Annotated in this window: 14 protein-coding genes and 1 other RNA gene; all 15 read left to right on the top strand. The window is 60.5% G+C overall.

Features of this window, described 5'->3' with window-relative positions; all coding sequences use genetic code 11:
- Positions 1-294 precede the first annotated feature (294 nt).
- Positions 295-1,035 carry a J domain-containing protein gene (locus tag O8B93_RS08840; protein ID WP_269709444.1) on the top strand — a complete coding sequence of 247 codons (741 nt, stop codon included), beginning with the start codon at positions 295-297 and terminating at the stop codon, positions 1,033-1,035.
- The gene (locus O8B93_RS08835) at positions 1,032-1,811 is read left to right on the top strand and encodes an N-acetylmuramoyl-L-alanine amidase (protein ID WP_269709443.1); all 780 of its coding nucleotides are present in this window, start codon (positions 1,032-1,034) and stop codon (positions 1,809-1,811) included. Before O8B93_RS08840 ends, O8B93_RS08835 begins: the two co-directional genes overlap by 4 nt.
- Positions 1,812-2,059: 248 nt before the next feature.
- On the top strand, positions 2,060-2,599 hold the full coding sequence (locus tag O8B93_RS08830; RefSeq protein WP_269709442.1) for a lytic transglycosylase domain-containing protein: 540 nt from the start codon (positions 2,060-2,062) through the stop codon (positions 2,597-2,599).
- A gap of 92 nt (positions 2,600-2,691) precedes the next feature.
- Positions 2,692-3,879: an NAD(P)/FAD-dependent oxidoreductase gene (locus tag O8B93_RS08825; RefSeq protein WP_269709441.1), complete on the top strand. Its 1,188-nt coding sequence runs from the start codon at positions 2,692-2,694 to the stop codon at positions 3,877-3,879.
- Between the two features lie 59 nt (positions 3,880-3,938).
- Positions 3,939-5,129 (top strand): NAD(P)/FAD-dependent oxidoreductase, encoded by a 1,191-nt coding sequence (locus O8B93_RS08820; protein ID WP_269709595.1) that lies wholly within the window; start codon positions 3,939-3,941, stop codon positions 5,127-5,129.
- 56 nt (positions 5,130-5,185) lie between these two features.
- Positions 5,186-5,587, top strand: an RNA gene (rnpB, locus tag O8B93_RS08815) — RNase P RNA component class A.
- Between the two features lie 401 nt (positions 5,588-5,988).
- A complete protein-coding gene (mraZ, locus tag O8B93_RS08810; RefSeq protein WP_006310455.1) occupies positions 5,989-6,429 on the top strand; it encodes a division/cell wall cluster transcriptional repressor MraZ in 441 nt (146 codons plus the stop codon).
- Positions 6,430-6,443: 14 nt separating this feature from the next.
- Positions 6,444-7,469 carry a 16S rRNA (cytosine(1402)-N(4))-methyltransferase RsmH gene (gene rsmH / locus O8B93_RS08805; protein WP_269709440.1) on the top strand — a complete coding sequence of 342 codons (1,026 nt, stop codon included), beginning with the start codon at positions 6,444-6,446 and terminating at the stop codon, positions 7,467-7,469.
- A 1-nt stretch (position 7,470) separates the two neighbouring features.
- Complete coding sequence (gene ftsL, locus O8B93_RS08800; RefSeq protein WP_269709439.1) at positions 7,471-8,031, top strand: cell division protein FtsL; 561 nt, start codon at positions 7,471-7,473, stop codon at positions 8,029-8,031.
- Positions 8,031-9,773, top strand: a complete 1,743-nt coding sequence (locus O8B93_RS08795) for a peptidoglycan D,D-transpeptidase FtsI family protein (protein WP_080824687.1) — start codon at positions 8,031-8,033, stop codon at positions 9,771-9,773. The genes ftsL and O8B93_RS08795 overlap by 1 nt, the downstream gene beginning before the upstream one ends.
- A gap of 57 nt (positions 9,774-9,830) precedes the next feature.
- Positions 9,831-11,300 carry a UDP-N-acetylmuramoyl-L-alanyl-D-glutamate--2,6-diaminopimelate ligase gene (locus tag O8B93_RS08790; RefSeq protein ID WP_269709438.1) on the top strand — a complete coding sequence of 490 codons (1,470 nt, stop codon included), beginning with the start codon at positions 9,831-9,833 and terminating at the stop codon, positions 11,298-11,300.
- On the top strand, positions 11,297-12,730 hold the full coding sequence (locus O8B93_RS08785; RefSeq protein WP_269709437.1) for a UDP-N-acetylmuramoylalanyl-D-glutamyl-2,6-diaminopimelate--D-alanyl-D-alanine ligase: 1,434 nt from the start codon (positions 11,297-11,299) through the stop codon (positions 12,728-12,730). The genes O8B93_RS08790 and O8B93_RS08785 overlap by 4 nt, the downstream gene beginning before the upstream one ends.
- Before the next feature lie 23 nt (positions 12,731-12,753).
- A complete protein-coding gene (gene mraY / locus O8B93_RS08780) occupies positions 12,754-13,854 on the top strand; it encodes a phospho-N-acetylmuramoyl-pentapeptide-transferase (protein ID WP_006310449.1) in 1,101 nt (366 codons plus the stop codon).
- Between the two features lie 3 nt (positions 13,855-13,857).
- Entirely contained in the window at positions 13,858-15,267 is a 1,410-nt protein-coding gene (gene murD, locus O8B93_RS08775; protein ID WP_269709436.1) for a UDP-N-acetylmuramoyl-L-alanine--D-glutamate ligase, read from the top strand.
- Positions 15,268-15,272: 5 nt separating this feature from the next.
- Entirely contained in the window at positions 15,273-16,427 is a 1,155-nt protein-coding gene (gene ftsW, locus O8B93_RS08770; protein ID WP_269709435.1) for a putative lipid II flippase FtsW, read from the top strand.
- The last annotated feature ends 6 nt before the right edge of the window (positions 16,428-16,433 follow it).

Raw genomic sequence — 16,433 nt, 5'->3', positions numbered from 1 at the left:
TGGCAAATGGATGCGACAGCCGCGTGTAGGTGTAAAGTGAATTTATCAAGAAAAACGCCGATTTCTCGCGGTTTTTCAGCGGCTTGACCAAACCAGTCGAATATAATCGTTTCAATCCGTATCGGCGCGGCTGCCTGGATGCCTCCGCCTGCCGTGCCTGTGGAAAACCGTGGCTGCGCCTTTCGCCGCGCTCTTGTTCCTGAAGCAAAACTGTCGCAAAGATGAATAAAAGTTAATGCCGTCGGGCTGCCCGGCATATTGCATTCACGGTAATATCCCGTCATGCTTGTCAGCATGATGTTTGATTTCGCCTGTCTGCAAATTTCATCCCTGTGGGAACGGCTGCTCGGCGCAATCGGCGACGCGGCAGGCAATGCGCTCGGGCGCGTTGTGGAGGCCATCCGCACCCTGTTCGAGGGTGATCCGGAAACCCGCCGCAAGGTTTCCTTTTCCGTGGCGATCATTGCGCTTTCCGCCAAGATGGCGAAGGCGGATGGTGTCGTCAACGAGGCCGAGGTTCGTGCCTTCCGGCAGATTTTCGATTTCCCGGAAGAAGAAGCCAAGAACGTTGCCCGTCTTTATAACCTCGCGCGTCAGGACGTTGCCGGTTATGAGGCCTATGCCGAGCGGCTTGCGGGTCTGTGCGGTTCCGGTCACGCCAATTGCGAGATGCTGGAAAGCGTCATCGACGGCCTGTTCCACATTGCCAAGGCCGACGGGCTGATCCACGAGCGGGAACTGGCCTTCCTTGGCCGTATCGCTGAGATATTCCATATCACCGAAGATCACTTCGAAACGATCATGGCGCGGCATGTGCATATGGACGGGCGCGATCCTTATCGTGTGCTCGGCGTTTCGCCCTCGGACGACTTCCTGGATATTCGCAAGCGTTACCGTTCGCTGGTCGCCGAGCATCATCCAGACAAGCTCATTGCGCGCGGCGTGCCGATGGAATTGCATGCGGCAGCGAATGAGCGTATGGCGGCTCTCAACGCCGCTTATGCGGCCATCGAGAAAGAACGCCGCGTCGCATGAATGAATGTCTGCCGGATTTTACCCCGGATTTCGGGGGCGCAGCTGTTGTGCCGTCGCCTAACCATGGCGAAAGGCTTGATGTAGCCGGTCCCGATATCATTCTTCTGCATTATACCGGCATGACGACGGCGGACGGCGCGCTGTCGTGGCTCTGTAACCCCGAAAGCCAGGTATCGAGCCATTACTTCGTCTTTGAGGACGGCCGCGTCATCCAGATGGTTCCGGAAACCCGTCGCGCCTGGCATGCGGGCAAAAGCACCTGGGCCGGGGATCAAGACATCAATTCCCGCTCCATCGGCATCGAAATTGCCAATCAGGGTCACCCGGGCGGCCTGCCGGAATTTCCGAAAGAGCAGGTGGCGGCCGTCATCGAATTGTGTCGCGATTGCGGCCAGCGCTGGTCTATCGCCCCTGAAAGGGTGCTTGCCCATTCGGATGTCGCGCCGATCCGCAAGGTCGATCCGGGCGAAAAATTCCCGTGGGACATCCTGTCGCAGCACGGTGTCGGCCACTGGGTGGAGCCCGCGCCGATCCGTGGCGGACGCTTTTTCCAGCGCGGCGACCATGGCCAGCCGGTCGAAGCGCTGCAGTCGATGCTGTCCATCTATGGATACGGCGTTGAAATTACAGGCGCTTATTGCGAAAAAACGGAAGGTGCGGTGGCTGCCTTCCAACGGCATTTCCGCCCCGCTCTGGTGGATGGCATCGCGGATTTCTCCACCATCGACACGCTGCACCGGCTGATTTCCAGCCTGCCGAGATTTTCGGCCGCCTGAGCGCTGATTCTGGAAAAGCATTCCCGCTTTTCCGGCGTCTCCAAGTCGCTTTTTTTGTTGTGCCACAGTTAATCCGCATTGAAGAAGTTTAAGAACGTCACTGGATGCGGTGTCGTTCTTCAGGGGAACTTGCCGTCAATATCAATCAAGGAGACTGGACAGCGGAAAGTCGCGATCGACTTTCCGGGCGTTGAATATTTGTGCCGCTTCATTGTTCCTGTCGTCCGATCTGGAGACTTTTTCTACATATGAACAGGTTTGTTATTGCTGTCGCGGCGGGCGTTGTTGCGCTCGCTTCGCAGGCGGGGATTGCTTTTGCCAAAGACGAGGACGTCAAGACCAAGACCGTGACGCTGGAGACCTTCTTCCGCAAGCCCGGTTATCCCATTCCCGAAAAAAGCCTGCCTACCTCTCTCAAGAACGGCTACTCCGATCTGATCGTCAAATATGCCAAGCGTTACGGCGTTCCCACCAATCTGGCGCATGCCGTGGTTTCGGTGGAAAGCAAGTTCAACCCCAAGGCCCGTGGCAGCGCCGGTGAGGTCGGGCTGATGCAGATCAAGCCGGCAACGGCGCGGATGATGGGTTTTCGCGGCACGACCAAGGCGCTCTATGATCCCGAGACGAATATTCGCTGGGGCATGCAATATCTGGCGACGGCGCATCAGCTTGGCGGCGGCGAGGTTTGCAGCACCATCCTGCGTTACAATGCCGGCCATGGCGCCACCCGCATGAACCCGGTGTCGAAGCGTTATTGCGGCAAGGTGCAGGCGCTGCTGGCGAGCTGAGGCCGGTATCGATCGTCTGCGAAATTGCGAAAAGCGATTCCGGTTCGGGCCGGCATGCTGTAGTCAGAAACAAATCTGATACGGAGCATGACATGCCGGATTTCAAATATATCGTGGTCGGGGCCGGGATGATGGGAGCGGCCGCGGCGCGGCATCTCTCAGTGCAAACGGATGGCGTGGCGCTGATCGGGCCGGCCGAACCGGCCGATCGCAAGACACATCAGGGCGTGTTTTCAAGTCATTACGACGAAGCGCGCATTACCCGCGGTTTTGACGGCGATCCGGTCTGGGCCGAACTCGCCTTGCGCTCGATCCGGCGTTATACCGAGATCGAGGCGAAGAGCGGCATCCGGTTCTTCACCGAAGCGGGCTGCCTGTTTACCGGCAACGGCAGGGGGCTTGCGGGAGACTATGTATCGCGAGCGCTTTCCTCGGCAGATCGTCTCGGTCTTGAGGTGGAAACACTCGGCAATGCGGCGCTGGCCGGCCGATTTCCAATGTTCTCGCTGCTTGCCGATCACGGCGGTTATTTCGAGGCGAGCAATGCCGGCCACGTCAATCCGAGGGCGCTGGTGAAGGCGCAATGTGCGATTGCTGAAGCGCAGGGCGCGCGGCTTGTGCGCGAGACGGCGGCGCATACTCGCGATACCTCCCGTGGCGTTGAAGTCGTGACGCGGGAAGGGGCCACCTATACGGCCGAAAAGGTCATCGTCGCGGCGGGTGGTTTCACCAACATGGCGGAGCTTCTGCCGTCGCCGGTCGATATGGCGGCGACGGGCCGCACCATCGTGTTCTTCGAGCTGGATGAGGCAAGGCAGGCGCTGTTCGGTGCGATGCCCTCGACCATCGTGCTGGCGGAAACCGAGGATGACATCGTCTATATCCTGCCGCCGGTGCGATATCCCGATGGCAAGGTCTATCTGAAAATCGGCGGCGAAAGCGAAAAGGGCAGGCTTGAAACGCTGGCAGAGGCGGTAGACTGGTTCCACTCGGACGGGACGCCTGACGAGGTGGATTTCCTGACGAAAAAAGCCCTGTCGCTGATGCCGGCGCTGGCCGGTTGCCCGGTCACCTCTGGTTCCTGCGTCGCCTCTATCACCCGCAGCGGTTATCCCTATGTCGGCTATACGCAATCCTCCAATATAGCGGTTCTGACCGGCGGCAATTTCGTTTCCGCCAAGTCTTCGGACGAGATCGGGCGACTGGGGGCGCAGCTGCTTCTCAATGGTCAGCTCACAGAAGATGAGTTCGCCGCCGAAATGTCGCCGGTTTTCGTCTGACATTCTCCAGGCAGGCAGCTACAAGAATGCGGCTGAACGGAACGGGTGAAGAGGGCGGCATGTCGGGACATTTCAATTATATCGTCGTCGGTCGCGGCATGATGGGTGCCGCCGCTGCCCGCCATCTGGCGGAAACGGTGGACGTCGTGGCGCTGATCGGCCCGGGCGAACCTGTCGATATAAAGTCGCATCAAGGCGTTTTCGCCAGCCATTACGATGAAGCGCGGATTACCCGCACCATTGATGGCGATGCCGACTGGGCCTTGCTCGCCAACCGTTCCATCGCACGTTATGCCGATATTGCCGCACGCAGCGGTGTGGGGTTTTACGCGCCGGTCGGTTGCCTGATGGTGGGGCCTGAACGGGGCGGCGCCAATCCCTTCGTCGACGATGTTCTCAAGGCGGCGGCTCGGCTCGGTGTTTCCACGGAACTGCTTGAGGACCAGAGCCTGAAAAGCCGTTTTCCCTATTTCTCCTTCGAACAGGGTTGCGAAGGCGTGTTTGAGAGGGACAATGCCGGTTACGTCAACCCGCGCGCGCTGGTGAAAGCGCAGGCGATCCTCGCGGAAAAGGCGGGCGTTACGCTGATCGACGATATTGTCGTCTCGACGCGGGAAGAGGATGGCCGCGCCTGCGTGCAGACGGCTTCCGGTGCGGTCTATACCGCAGACCGGGTGCTGGTGGCGGCCGGTGGCTTCTCGATCACCAAGGATTTGCTGCCGCAGCCGGTTGGGCTCGATGTTTATGCCCGCACAGTCGCTTTCTTCGAGATAGATGAGGGCGATCTTGGTCAATATGCGGGCATGCCGTCGCTCATCTATGAGCCGCACGACACCACGAAACATATCTATCTGCTGCCGCCGGTGCGTTATCCCGATGGCAAGTATTACCTGAAAATCGGCGGTGATCCTGACGATAAAAGGGTCGGCAGCGACCCGGAAATCCGGGAATGGTTCCGTTCCGGCGGGCGCGAAAGCGTGCGTGACCATCTTTCGGAGATCGTCGGAACACTGGTGCCTTCCGTTGATCTCTCGCGTGTTTCGATGGCCGCCTGTGTCGTGTCCAAGACCAAGAGCGGCTATCCGGCCATCGGCTTCACCGCCTCGCCGCGCATTGCGGTGCTGACCGGCGGTAACGGCACGGCGGCCAAGAGTTCCGATGAGATCGGGCGGCTGGGTGCTCTGCTGCTGCGGGACGGACAGATCGCCGATGATGCCTTCTCGACGGATTTTAAACCGGAATTTCTTTGATCTTTCCCGTCGCTTTTCGGTGGCTTTCGCTGCGGAACATGGTTATGCAGCCCATGCCAGTTGGCCGGGCAGCCGCGCTTTACCAATGTCGAAAGACGGTAAGGTGAGGAAAGTCCGGGCTCCACGGAAATACGGTGCCGGATAACGTCCGGCGGGGGCGACCCCAGGGAAAGTGCCACAGAGAGCAAACCGCCATGCTTTGCATGGTAAGGGTGAAAGGGTGGGGTAAGAGCCCACCGCGCCGCTGGTGACAGTGGTGGCAAGGTAAACCCCACCGGGAGCAAGACCGAATAGGGATGACACGGGGCGGGCGCAAGCCCGTTCACAGCCGGTTTCCGGGCCCGTCATCCGGGTGGGTTGCGAGAGGCGGCATGCAAATGCCGTCCCAGATGAATGGCTGCCACGTTCCGGGTCAAACCGGGGCCATACAGAACCCGGCTTACAGGCCAACTGGCGAATTTTCCTTTTCGGCTCCGGAGCGGGAGTTTCGAACGGGCGCAATCATCCCCTTGTTCCACAAAGGAAAAGTTCGCTTTTCACAGCGCCTTTCCGCGCCGTGAATGTGCCTCCGTGCGACTGAAGTAAACCATTCGTTAAACTTAACGGCTTATGAATTTCCGATGCGAAGTCGGTATCGTGCCGGCTTCATCCCATTGACGCCCATAGTGTCCCATGATATCCCAAATGCACACCACATTGGGTCGTGTTTTTGACCCGCAATCGCTGAAACGAGTGAGGAGCCTACGAGGGGCTGCTGCAGGGCGTCTTGCCCTGGCGCTTGGCGATGTGTCGTGCGTACCGGTGTCGTCTGTGAAGTGGATGGTTCGCTTTGCGGAATGCGGTTTTGGCGAGTTGAGTAATGGACCGCTTTTTATCGAACGTGACGAACAGGATCGACGCCAAGGGGCGCGTTTCGGTTCCGTCTCCGTTTCGTTCGGTGCTGGCGAGGCGCGACATTCAGGAGCTTTATTGTCTTCAGGATTTCGCCTTTCCGGCGATCAGTGTCGGCGGTCCGGATCTGCTGGAGCGCTACGAGCGGCAGATAGCGTCCATGGATGCTTTCTCGCCAGAAGCGAACGCGATGTCGCTGCTGGTTCACGGCGGCGGTGTTTTCATGAAGCTCGACCAGGAAGGTCGATTGATGGTGACGGATTTTGTGCGGGAATTCACCGGCATCTCCACCGAGGTCACCTTCGTCGGACGGGCGGATCATTTTCAGCTTTGGCAACCGAATGCGTTTCTGGCGGCGCAGGCGGAAGCAAGAGCGGGGCGCGGTTTTTCGGCTGCTCGCCCCGCATAGGACGGGGATACGGAATGGCGGCGAATTCTGGCGGACGATCTTCTGATGCCGATGGCGGACCTCAGCGTCACATCCCGGTCCTGCTTCGCGAAGTCATTGCCGCGCTGGAGCCTGCACCCGGCAAGATCATTCTCGACGGCACGTTTGGCGCCGGCGGTTACACCCAGGCCATTCTCGATCAGGGTGCAAATGTCATCGCGCTGGACCGTGATCCGAACGCGATCGCCGGTGGTCAGGCCATGGTTGCCAGCAATGGCGGCCGGTTGAACCTCATCCAGTCTCAATTTTCCGACCTGGCCAGACATGCTCCCGAGGGTGGGCTTGATGGCGTCGTACTCGATATCGGCGTCTCCTCCATGCAGATCGATGAGGCCGAGCGGGGTTTCTCCTTCCAGAAGAACGGTCCGCTCGACATGCGCATGTCCGCTTCCGGCGTTTCGGCGGCAGATGTCGTCAATCGTGCGAAGGTTGGCGATCTCATTCGCATCTTCGGTTTTCTCGGTGAAGAAAAGCAGCCGGGTCGCATCGCTCGCGCCATCGAGAAGAAGCGGGCGGAGGAGCCCTTCCGCACTACGCGTGATCTGGCCGGTCTCATCGAGATCGTCACGCCGCGCAAGGCGAAGGATAAAATCCATCCCGCGACGCGCGTGTTTCAGGCGCTGCGTGTTTTCGTCAATGATGAGCTTGGCGAGCTGGCGCAGGCGCTGTTCGCTGCAGAGCGGTCCTTGAAGCCCGGCGGTCGGCTGGTCGTCGTCACCTTCCATTCGCTGGAAGACCGTATCGTCAAGAAGTTCTTCTCCGACCGTTCGGGCAAGGCCGCCGGTTCCCGGCATCTGCCGATGGTAGAGGACAAACCGGCCATTTTCGATGCTATCGGTAAGCCGATGATCGCTGCCAGCGACGAGGAGGCGGAACTTAATCCGCGGGCCCGTTCCGCCAAGCTGCGCGCCGGCCTGCGCACCACCGCACCGGCGCGGGCCGCGGATTTCTCGATTTTCGAACTTCCCGATCTCGCCAGCCTTGAAAAGATGGGAGGCTGATATGCTGCGCACTTTCGATGTCGTCTTGATGGGTGTGATGGTCGCTGCGGCCGTCGTCACCTATTCTATCAAGCACAAGGCCGATCTGAAGCTTGAGGAGGTCCGCAAGCTTGAGGCCGAGATCAAGCTTGAAAAGGATACGATCGATCTTTTGAGAGCCGACTGGGCGCTTCTGACGCAGCCGAACCGCCTGCACCGTGTCGTGAACGCCTATCAGACGGAACTTGGCCTTTCGCCGACGCTGCCGACGCAACTGGCGCAGCCGCGCGAGCTTCCCATGCTGCGTTCGCAATTGCCGCAGCCGCCCGAACCTGAGGGGATGAGCGTCGAGGACGTGATTGCCGCCGCCGTCAACGGTTCCAAGCCGGGCGCCACGCTCGGTGGCGCCTCGAAGCCGAAATCGCCGCCCGCCGGTCAGATCGCCGTGAACGGCGTTCCGGTTCCGACGCCCCGCGCACGCGTTTCGCGTCCGGCGCCGGCACCTGTACCGGTTGCCTCCGCTACCGCTGGCGATGAAACGGGCGAGATGGATGAAACCATAACAGGATCGGTGAACCGCTGATGTCTTTCCTTTCCCGTGTCATGGTCCTGAAGAGCAAGGCTCACTTTTCCGCCAGCACCACCGGTGTCTATACCGACCACGCTGCTTTTGAGGGCGCCCGCAAGAGACGCGCCGCCCAGGCCAAAAGCCGTGTCGGTCTTCTCATCTTCGGTTTCATTGCCTTTTATGCCGTCGTCGGCGGCCGTCTCGTGCAATATGGCATGGCGGAACAGGAAACGGTGTCGAGCATCGCGCCCGCAGACCGGCTGATGGCGTCGCGCCCCGATCTTCTCGACCGTAACGGCGAGGTGCTGGCCACCGATATCCGTACCGTCTCGCTATTTGCCGAGCCGCACCGCATCGTCGATATCGATGAGGCCATCGAGAAGCTGCGCACCGTCCTGCCTGATCTCGACCAGCGGGGCACCTATCAGAAGCTCACCTCCAATTCGCGTTTCCAGTGGCTGCGCCGTCAGCTGACGCCGAAGCAGCAGAGCCAGATCCTGGCGCTCGGCATTCCCGGCGTCGGGTTCCGCCCGGAAAAGCGCCGCTTTTATCCCGGCGGGCCGACCGCCGCCCATGTCGTTGGTCACGTCAATATCGACAATCGCGGCGTTGCCGGCATGGAACGTTACGTCGACAGCCAGGGCCTTGCCGATTTGACGGCGCTGGGTATGACCAGCGACCAGCCGCTGGAGCCGGTAAAGCTTTCCATCGATCTGCGCGTGCAGTCCATCGTCCGTGAAGTCGTGACCGCGGCGATTGCCAAGTTCCAGGCGATCGGTGCGGGTGCCGTGGTTCTGGATGTGCATACCGGTGAAGTTCTCGCCATGGCCTCGGTGCCGGATTACGATCCGAACAACCCGGCCGAAGGCGCCAAGGAAGGCTGGCTCAACCGCATGTCGAACGGCACGTTCGAAATGGGCTCCACCTTCAAGTCCTTCACGATTGCCATGGGCCTCGATTCGGGGCGCGTCCGTCTCGGTGATATGTTCGATGCGCGTTATCCGATCCGCATTGGCGGCTTCACCATCAAGGACTTCCACGGCAAGGGTCGGATGCTTTCGGTGCCGGAAATCTTCCAGTATTCGTCCAACATCGGTACGGCCAAGATCGCCGACACCGTCGGCACCGAAGGCCACAAGGAATTCCTCACAAGGCTTGGCCTCCTGACCCGCATGCAGACCGAACTGCCGGAAGTGGCGTTGCCGTCGCAGCCGCGCGAATGGAAGAAGATCAACTCCATCACCATTTCCTTCGGTCACGGCGTTTCCACGACACCGCTGCAGACGGCGGTTGCCGGTGCGGCTCTCGTCAATGGCGGCAAACTGATTGAGCCGACATTCCTGCCGCGTACCCGCGAGCAGGCGGATCAGGTGGCGAAGCAGGTTCTGAAGCCCGGCGCCAGCAAGGACATGCGTTTCCTGTTCGAATGGAACGGCGTCAATGGTTCCGGCCGCAATGCGCGCGTCGACGGTTTCAACGTCGGCGGCAAGACCGGCACGGCCGACAAGGTCGTCAACGGACGTTACGTGCACGACAAGAACTTCAACGCCTTCCTCTCGGCCTTCCCGATGGATGATCCGCAATATGTGGTGCTGTCCTTCATCGATGAGCCGAAGACGGACAAGGGCAACGGCGCGGCGCTCGCCGGCACGTCCGCGGCACCCATGGTGCACGATATCATCACCCGCACGGCTGCGGTGCTGGGCGTGAAGCCGAAGTTCGGCAAGGATGGCTCGGCCTTGCTCGTGTCTTATTGATTGTTAGCTTATGATGTTCCGGCGATTCGCGCCGGGGGGACAAGACGGACACAGTCGATGAATTTGCGAGATATATCCGGAAATGCGTTTCCGGAATTGAATGAATTGCTCCTGTCTGAAACAGGGGCGATCGAAATCGGAGGAATCACCGCAGACAGCCGCAAGGCTGCGCCCGGCAGCCTGTTCGTGGCGGTTGCGGGCACCAAGGCTGATGGTGCGGCCTATGTGAAGGACGCGGTTGCCAAAGGTGCGGTCGCCGTTGTTTCCGGGCACGCCGTGGAAGCCGATGTGCCGGTTCTGGTGGTTACGGACCCACGACTTTATCTCTCCCTTGTCGCTTCCCGTTTTTACGGAAAACAGCCGGAAACCATGGTTGCCGTCACGGGCACCGCGGGAAAGACATCAGTCGCCTCCTTCGTGCGCCAGATATGGGCTTTTGCCGGCCATGCCGCCGCCCAGATCGGCACGACAGGCGTCATCGCTCCCGGCCGTGAGGATTACGGCGCGCTGACCACACCCGATCCGGTGACGCTGCATGCGCTTCTGGCCGAACTCGCGAGCGAAGGCGTGACCCATGCGGCGATGGAGGCCTCCAGCCACGGTCTCGACCAGCGCCGTCTCGACGGTGTCAGGCTTTCCGCCGCCGGCTTCACCAATCTCGGCCGCGATCACATGGATTATCATCCGACCATCGAGGACTATATGGCTGCCAAGATGCGGCTATTCGATACGCTGATGGAAAAGGGTGCTCCGGCGGTGATCTTTGCCGACGATCCTTGGTCGGACAAGGCGATCTGCGCGGCGCGCGAAGCGGGTCTCGATGTGCGTACCGTCGGCCGCAAGGGCCAATATCTGACGCTCAAGCGTGTCGAGCATTTCCGTCACAAGCAGATGATCGAAGTGCATCATGACGGCGTGATCTTTGAAGTCGATATTCCGCTGGCCGGTGATTTCCAGGTTGCGAATGCGCTTGTTGCCGCTGGTCTTGCCATGTCGACCGGCGTTGCCGCGGCAACGGCGCTGAAGGCGCTTGAAAAGCTTGTTGGCGCTGCCGGCCGTCTGGAGCTTGTCGGCCAGACGAAGAACGGCGCGCTTGCTTATGTGGATTACGCCCACAAGCCGGACGCGCTGGAAAACGTGCTGACCTCGGTCCGGCCCTTCACCTCCGGCCGCATCATTACCGTCTTCGGTTGCGGTGGCGACCGCGACAAGGGCAAGCGCCCGATCATGGGTGAGGTCGCGACGCGGCTTTCCGACGTTGTCATCGTCACTGATGATAATCCGCGTTCGGAAGATGCCGCAACGATCCGCTCCGAGGTCATGGCGGCGGCGGCCGGCGCGTTGGAAATCGGCGACCGGGCAGAGGCGATCCGTCATGCGGTGTCGATGCTGTCGCATGGCGATACGTTGATCGTCGCGGGCAAGGGGCACGAAGAAGGGCAAATCGTCGGTTCCGTGACGCTGCCGTTTTCCGATCATGAACAGGTGCGCTCTGCACTGGCAGGGCTGGAAGGATCGAAGATTTGAGTTGGTTATGGACAGTCGCCGACATGATCGCCATCACGGCAGGACGCCCCGTGGGCAACCTGCCGACCGGTATCACCGGCATTTCCATCGACAGCCGGACGGTCAAACAGGGTGAAGCCTTCTTCGCGATCAAGGGTGATCGGGTGGACGGTCATGACTATACCAGCTTTGCCGTTGCCAACGGCGCCAGCCTTCTGGTGGTTGCCGAAGCCAAATTGCCGGCGCTCGGTCGCCTGACCGTGCCGATGATCGTGGTCGAAGACGTGCTCGCCGCCCTTGGCAAGCTTGCGATTGCCGCGCGCGAAAGAACGTCGGCGCGCATCATCGCGGTGACCGGTTCGGTCGGCAAGACAACGACCAAGGAAATGCTGCGGCAGGCTCTGGCCCCTTCGGGCCGGGTGCATGCGGCGGTGGCGTCCTTCAACAACCATTGGGGCGTGCCGCTAACGCTCGCACGCATGCCGGCGGATACGGAATTCGGTGTCTTCGAAATCGGCATGAACCATTCCGGGGAAATCCGGCCGCTGGTAAAGATGGTCCGTCCGCATGTGGCGATCATCACCACCATCGCGCCCGCCCATCTTGGCAATTTCAAGAATATCGAAGAGATCGCCGCCGCCAAGGCGGAGATTTTCGAAGGCGTGGAAGAGGGCGGCTCCGTCATCCTCAACCGCGACAACGCCCAGTTCGAGCAGCTTGAAGAGGCGGCGCAGGAGGAGCGTATCGAGCATATCCTCACCTTCGGTCAGCACGCCAAGGCCGATTTCCGCCTTGCGGATTTTGAGAGCACAACGACGGGCTCGACGATCTGGGCGATCCTGAACGGCGAAACCAGCGAACTGCACATCAACATTCCCGGCCGGCACATTGCCGATAATGCGATGGCGGTCCTTGGTGCCGTTGCCGTCACCGGTGCCAATCTCGACCGTGCCTTCGAAGCGCTCGGAACGCTCGAAGCGGTGAAGGGACGTGGCCAGCGCCACCACCTGACGATCAATGGCGGATCCTTCCTGCTGATCGATGAAAGCTACAATGCCAATCCGGCTTCGATGCGTGCCGCGATTTCCGTGCTGGCGGAAACGCAAACGCAGGGTCACGGCCGCCGCGTCGCCGTTCTCGGCGACATGCTCGAAATGGGCGAGTTTTCGGCGCAGTTGCACGAAGAGCTGGCCGGCCCTCTGCTCGCGGCCGGTATCGAACATGTCTGGCTCGCGGGCGAGGCGATGGCCGCGCTTCGCGACGCGTTGCCTGACAGCGTCACCGTCATCTGGTTCCCGACGACGGCGGAACTCACCGATTTTGCCCTGCAATGGGTGCAACCGGGAGACGCGCTGATGGTAAAATCGTCACTTGGGCTTGGTTTCGGCAAGATTGTCGCCGCCCTGCTTGACAAGTATCCGGCATTCCCCGAGACGGAACGCCAAGTCTGAAATAGCCTTTTGAAAGGGCAATTATGCTGATCTGGCTCGTCGAACTGTCGGACAAAGTTCAACTGTTCAACCTTTTCCGGTACATCACCTTCCGGGCGGGTGCTGCAATGTTCACCTCTGCGTTGATCGTGTTCCTGTTTGGACCGGCGATCATCAACTCGCTGCGCGTGCGCCAGGGCAAGGGCCAGCCGATCCGTGCTGACGGACCGCAGACGCATTTCAAGAAGGCCGGCACGCCGACCATGGGCGGGCTGATGATCCTTGCCGGTATCCTCGGCGGTTCGCTGCTCTGGGGTGACCTGTCGAACGTCTATGTCGTCGCCGTCCTGATGGTGACGCTCGGTTTCGGCGCCATCGGTTTCTACGACGATTATCTGAAAGTCACGAAACAGAGCGACAAGGGTTTTTCCGGCAAGGCCCGTCTCGGCATCGAATTCCTGATCGCGGCGATTGCCGTGTTTTTCATGATGAAGATGGCGCTTGCCTCCGCGCCGCATGGCGGCACGCTCGGCAGCTCCATCGCCTTTCCCTTCTTCAAGGAATTCGTGATCAATCTTGGCTACTTCTTCGTGCTGTTCGGCGCTTTCGTCATCGTCGGGGCTGGCAATGCGGTGAACCTGACGGATGGTCTCGATGGTCTCGCCATCGTGCCTGTCATGATCGCGGCCGCCACCTTCGGCGTGATCGCCTATCTTGCCGGCAACGCGGTTTTCGCCAATTACCTGCAGATCAATTTCGTGCCCGGCACGGGTGAACTCGCCGTCATCGTCGGCGCCGTCATCGGCGCGGGTCTCGGCTTCCTGTGGTTCAACGCGCCGCCCGCCGCCATCTTCATGGGCGATACGGGTTCGCTGGCGCTCGGCGGCCTCATCGGCTCCATCGCCGTTGCCACCAAGCACGAGATCGTCATGGTCATCGTCGGCGGCCTGTTCGTCATGGAGACGCTGTCGGTCATCATCCAGGTGTTCTGGTTCAAGCGCACCGGCCGGCGCGTCTTCCTGATGGCGCCGATCCATCACCATTTCGAGAAAAAGGGCTGGACGGAAAGCCAGGTGGTCATCCGTTTCTGGATCATCTCCGTTGGCCTCGCGCTGCTCGGCCTCGCCACCCTGAAGCTGAGGTGAGCGATGATCCCAGTCACGTCGTTTAGGGGTAAGAAAGTCGCTCTCTTCGGGCTCGGCGGTTCCGGTCTCGTCACTGCTCGGGCGCTGGTTGCCGGCGGTGCGGACGTCGTGGCTTTCGACGACAATCCCGACAGCGTGGCGAAGGCTGAGGCCGAAGGCATCACAACTGCGGATCTCCACACGATTGACTGGTCTTCCTTTTCCTCCTTCGTGCTGGCACCGGGTGTTCCCCTGACGCATCCGAAGCCGCATTGGTCGGTGGACCTTGCGAAGGCGGCGGGCGTCGAAGTGATCGGCGATATCGAGCTTTTCATCCGTGAGCGGCGTGCGCATGCGCCGGATTGCCCTTTCATTGCGATTACCGGCACCAACGGCAAGTCGACGACAACGGCGCTGATCGCCCACATTCTCAACGCTTCGGGCCGCGATACGCAACTCGGCGGCAATATCGGCACGGCTGTGCTGAGCCTCGATCCGCCGAAGGCACAACGTTTCTATGTGGTGGAATGCTCGTCCTACCAGATCGATCTGGCACCGACGATCAATCCGACCGCCGGTATCCTGCTCAATCTCACGCCTGACCATCTCGACCGTCACGGCACGATGCAGCATTATGCCGACGTCAAGGAACGGCTGGTGGCCGGCAGCGGCACGGCCATTGTCGGCGTGGATGACAGTCATTCGACGCTGATTGCCGACCGTATCGAGCGTGCTGGCGTCAAGGTTGAGCGCATCTCCAAGCGCAATGTCGTTTCCGAAGGTCTCTATGCCGAAAGCAGCCGGATCCTCAGGGCGCATGGCGGCACGTCTTCGCTGCTGGTCGATCTCGACGGTATCCAGACCTTGCGCGGCAGTCACAATGCGCAGAATGCGGCGGCGGCGATTGCGGCCTGCCTCGCGGTCGGCGTGTCGGAAGATGAGGTTCGTGCCGGCCTCAAGTCCTTCCCGGGCCTCAAGCACCGCATGCAGCCGGTCGGCCGGCGTGGCAACGTTACTTTCGTCAATGACAGCAAGGCTACCAATGCCGATGCGGCAGCGCCGGCACTTTCGAGTTTCGACCGCATTTACTGGATCGCCGGTGGTCTGCCCAAGGCGGGCGGCATCACCAGTCTTTCGACGCTCTTCCCGCGCATCGCCAAGGCCTATCTGATTGGCGAGGCGGCGGCGGAATTTGCAGCGACGCTCGGCGAGGCGGTGCCTTACGAAATATCCGGCACGCTGGACAAGGCTGTGCAGCACGCGGCAGCGGATGCGGAAAAAGATGCGACGGCCGGCAATGTCGTGATGTTATCCCCGGCTTGCGCAAGCTTCGATCAATATAAGAACTTTGAGATCAGAGGTGATTCGTTCGTCGCGCAGGTCGCGGCGCTCGACGGTGTGACGATGCTCGTCCACTCTGGAAAAGGGGGCTGAAGGCCATGGTAAGCCGAGTTGATCGCGGTCCGGTCGCGGAGTGGTTCTGGACCATCGACCGTTTCTTTCTGGCGGCGTTCATCGCGCTGATGGGCATCGGCCTGATGCTGTCCTTTGCGGCATCGCCGGCGGTTGCCGAGCGCATCGGTCTCAACAGCTTCTTCTTCGTCGAGCGCCAGGCGATGTTCATGGTGCCGTCACTGGCAATCATGGTTGGCCTTTCCTTCCTGTCACCCCGTCAGGTCAGGCGTGTGGCGGTCATCATGTTGATTGTCGCACTGTTGATGATGATCTTCGCGCTGTTCTTCGGCATCGAGGTCAAGGGCGCGCGGCGCTGGATTTCCATCGGCAGCTTCTCGATCCAGCCTTCGGAATTCATGAAGCCGGCCTTCGTCATCGTCTGTGCATGGCTGTTTGCGGAGCGGGCGCGCCATCCTGAAATTCCGGGCAATCTCTTCGCCATTATCACCTTCGGCATCGTGGCCGCACTTCTGATCGCCCAGCCGGACTTCGGTCAGACAATCCTGACATCTGTGGTCTGGGGCGGCATGTTCTTCATGGCCGGCGTGCCGTGGTTCTGGATCATCATGCTCGGTGGTCTCGGTGTCGGCGGCATTGTGACCGCCTATCTCATGCTGCCGCACGTTGCAGGCCGTATCGACCGGTTCTGGACGGGCGAGGGCGATACGTTTCAGGTGGATACTGCACGCGAGGCGATCATCCGCGGTGACTGGTTCGGTCGCGGACCGGGCGAAGGTATCGTCAAGCGCATCATTCCAGACAGCCATACCGACTTCATCTTCTCGGTGGCGGCGGAAGAATTCGGTATCGTTTTCTGCATGTTCCTGGTGGCGATCTTCGCCTTCATCGTGCTGCGCGGGCTTTCGCATGCCTTCAAGGAAAAAGACGATTTCTGCCGTTTTGCCGTGGCCGGTCTGGTCCTTCAAATCGGCATGCAGTCGATGATCAATATCGGCGTCAATCTGGAGCTGATGCCCGCCAAGGGTATGACGCTGCCGCTGATTTCCTATGGCGGTTCGTCGATGATGGCGATCTGCGTCACGGCCGGCTTCCTTCTGGCGCTGACACGCCATAGACCTGAAAAGCGGGCGCAGGAGCGCAGCTTCTTCCGCGTCGGTTCCGGCGTTCCTGCGGAGTAAACGATC

The sequence above is a fragment of the Martinezella rhizogenes genome, from assembly GCF_027460065.1.
Classification (GTDB): Bacteria; Pseudomonadota; Alphaproteobacteria; order Rhizobiales; family Rhizobiaceae; genus Agrobacterium; species Agrobacterium rhizogenes_C.
This window is presented reverse-complemented; position numbering and strand designations above follow the sequence as displayed.

Coding starts and splice junctions, on each gene's coding strand:
- O8B93_RS08835 (WP_269709443.1), top strand. CDS start 1,032: ATGAATGAATGTCTGCCGGATTTTACCCCGGATTTCGGGGGCGCAGCT.
- ftsW (WP_269709435.1), top strand. CDS start 15,273: ATGGTAAGCCGAGTTGATCGCGGTCCGGTCGCGGAGTGGTTCTGGACC.
- O8B93_RS08795 (WP_080824687.1), top strand. CDS start 8,031: ATGTCTTTCCTTTCCCGTGTCATGGTCCTGAAGAGCAAGGCTCACTTT.
- O8B93_RS08830 (WP_269709442.1), top strand. CDS start 2,060: ATGAACAGGTTTGTTATTGCTGTCGCGGCGGGCGTTGTTGCGCTCGCT.
- O8B93_RS08825 (WP_269709441.1), top strand. CDS start 2,692: ATGCCGGATTTCAAATATATCGTGGTCGGGGCCGGGATGATGGGAGCG.
- O8B93_RS08820 (WP_269709595.1), top strand. CDS start 3,939: ATGTCGGGACATTTCAATTATATCGTCGTCGGTCGCGGCATGATGGGT.
- rsmH (WP_269709440.1), top strand. CDS start 6,444: ATGGCGGCGAATTCTGGCGGACGATCTTCTGATGCCGATGGCGGACCT.
- murD (WP_269709436.1), top strand. CDS start 13,858: ATGATCCCAGTCACGTCGTTTAGGGGTAAGAAAGTCGCTCTCTTCGGG.
- ftsL (WP_269709439.1), top strand. CDS start 7,471: ATGCTGCGCACTTTCGATGTCGTCTTGATGGGTGTGATGGTCGCTGCG.
- mraY (WP_006310449.1), top strand. CDS start 12,754: ATGCTGATCTGGCTCGTCGAACTGTCGGACAAAGTTCAACTGTTCAAC.
- mraZ (WP_006310455.1), top strand. CDS start 5,989: ATGGACCGCTTTTTATCGAACGTGACGAACAGGATCGACGCCAAGGGG.
- O8B93_RS08790 (WP_269709438.1), top strand. CDS start 9,831: ATGAATTTGCGAGATATATCCGGAAATGCGTTTCCGGAATTGAATGAA.
- O8B93_RS08840 (WP_269709444.1), top strand. CDS start 295: ATGATGTTTGATTTCGCCTGTCTGCAAATTTCATCCCTGTGGGAACGG.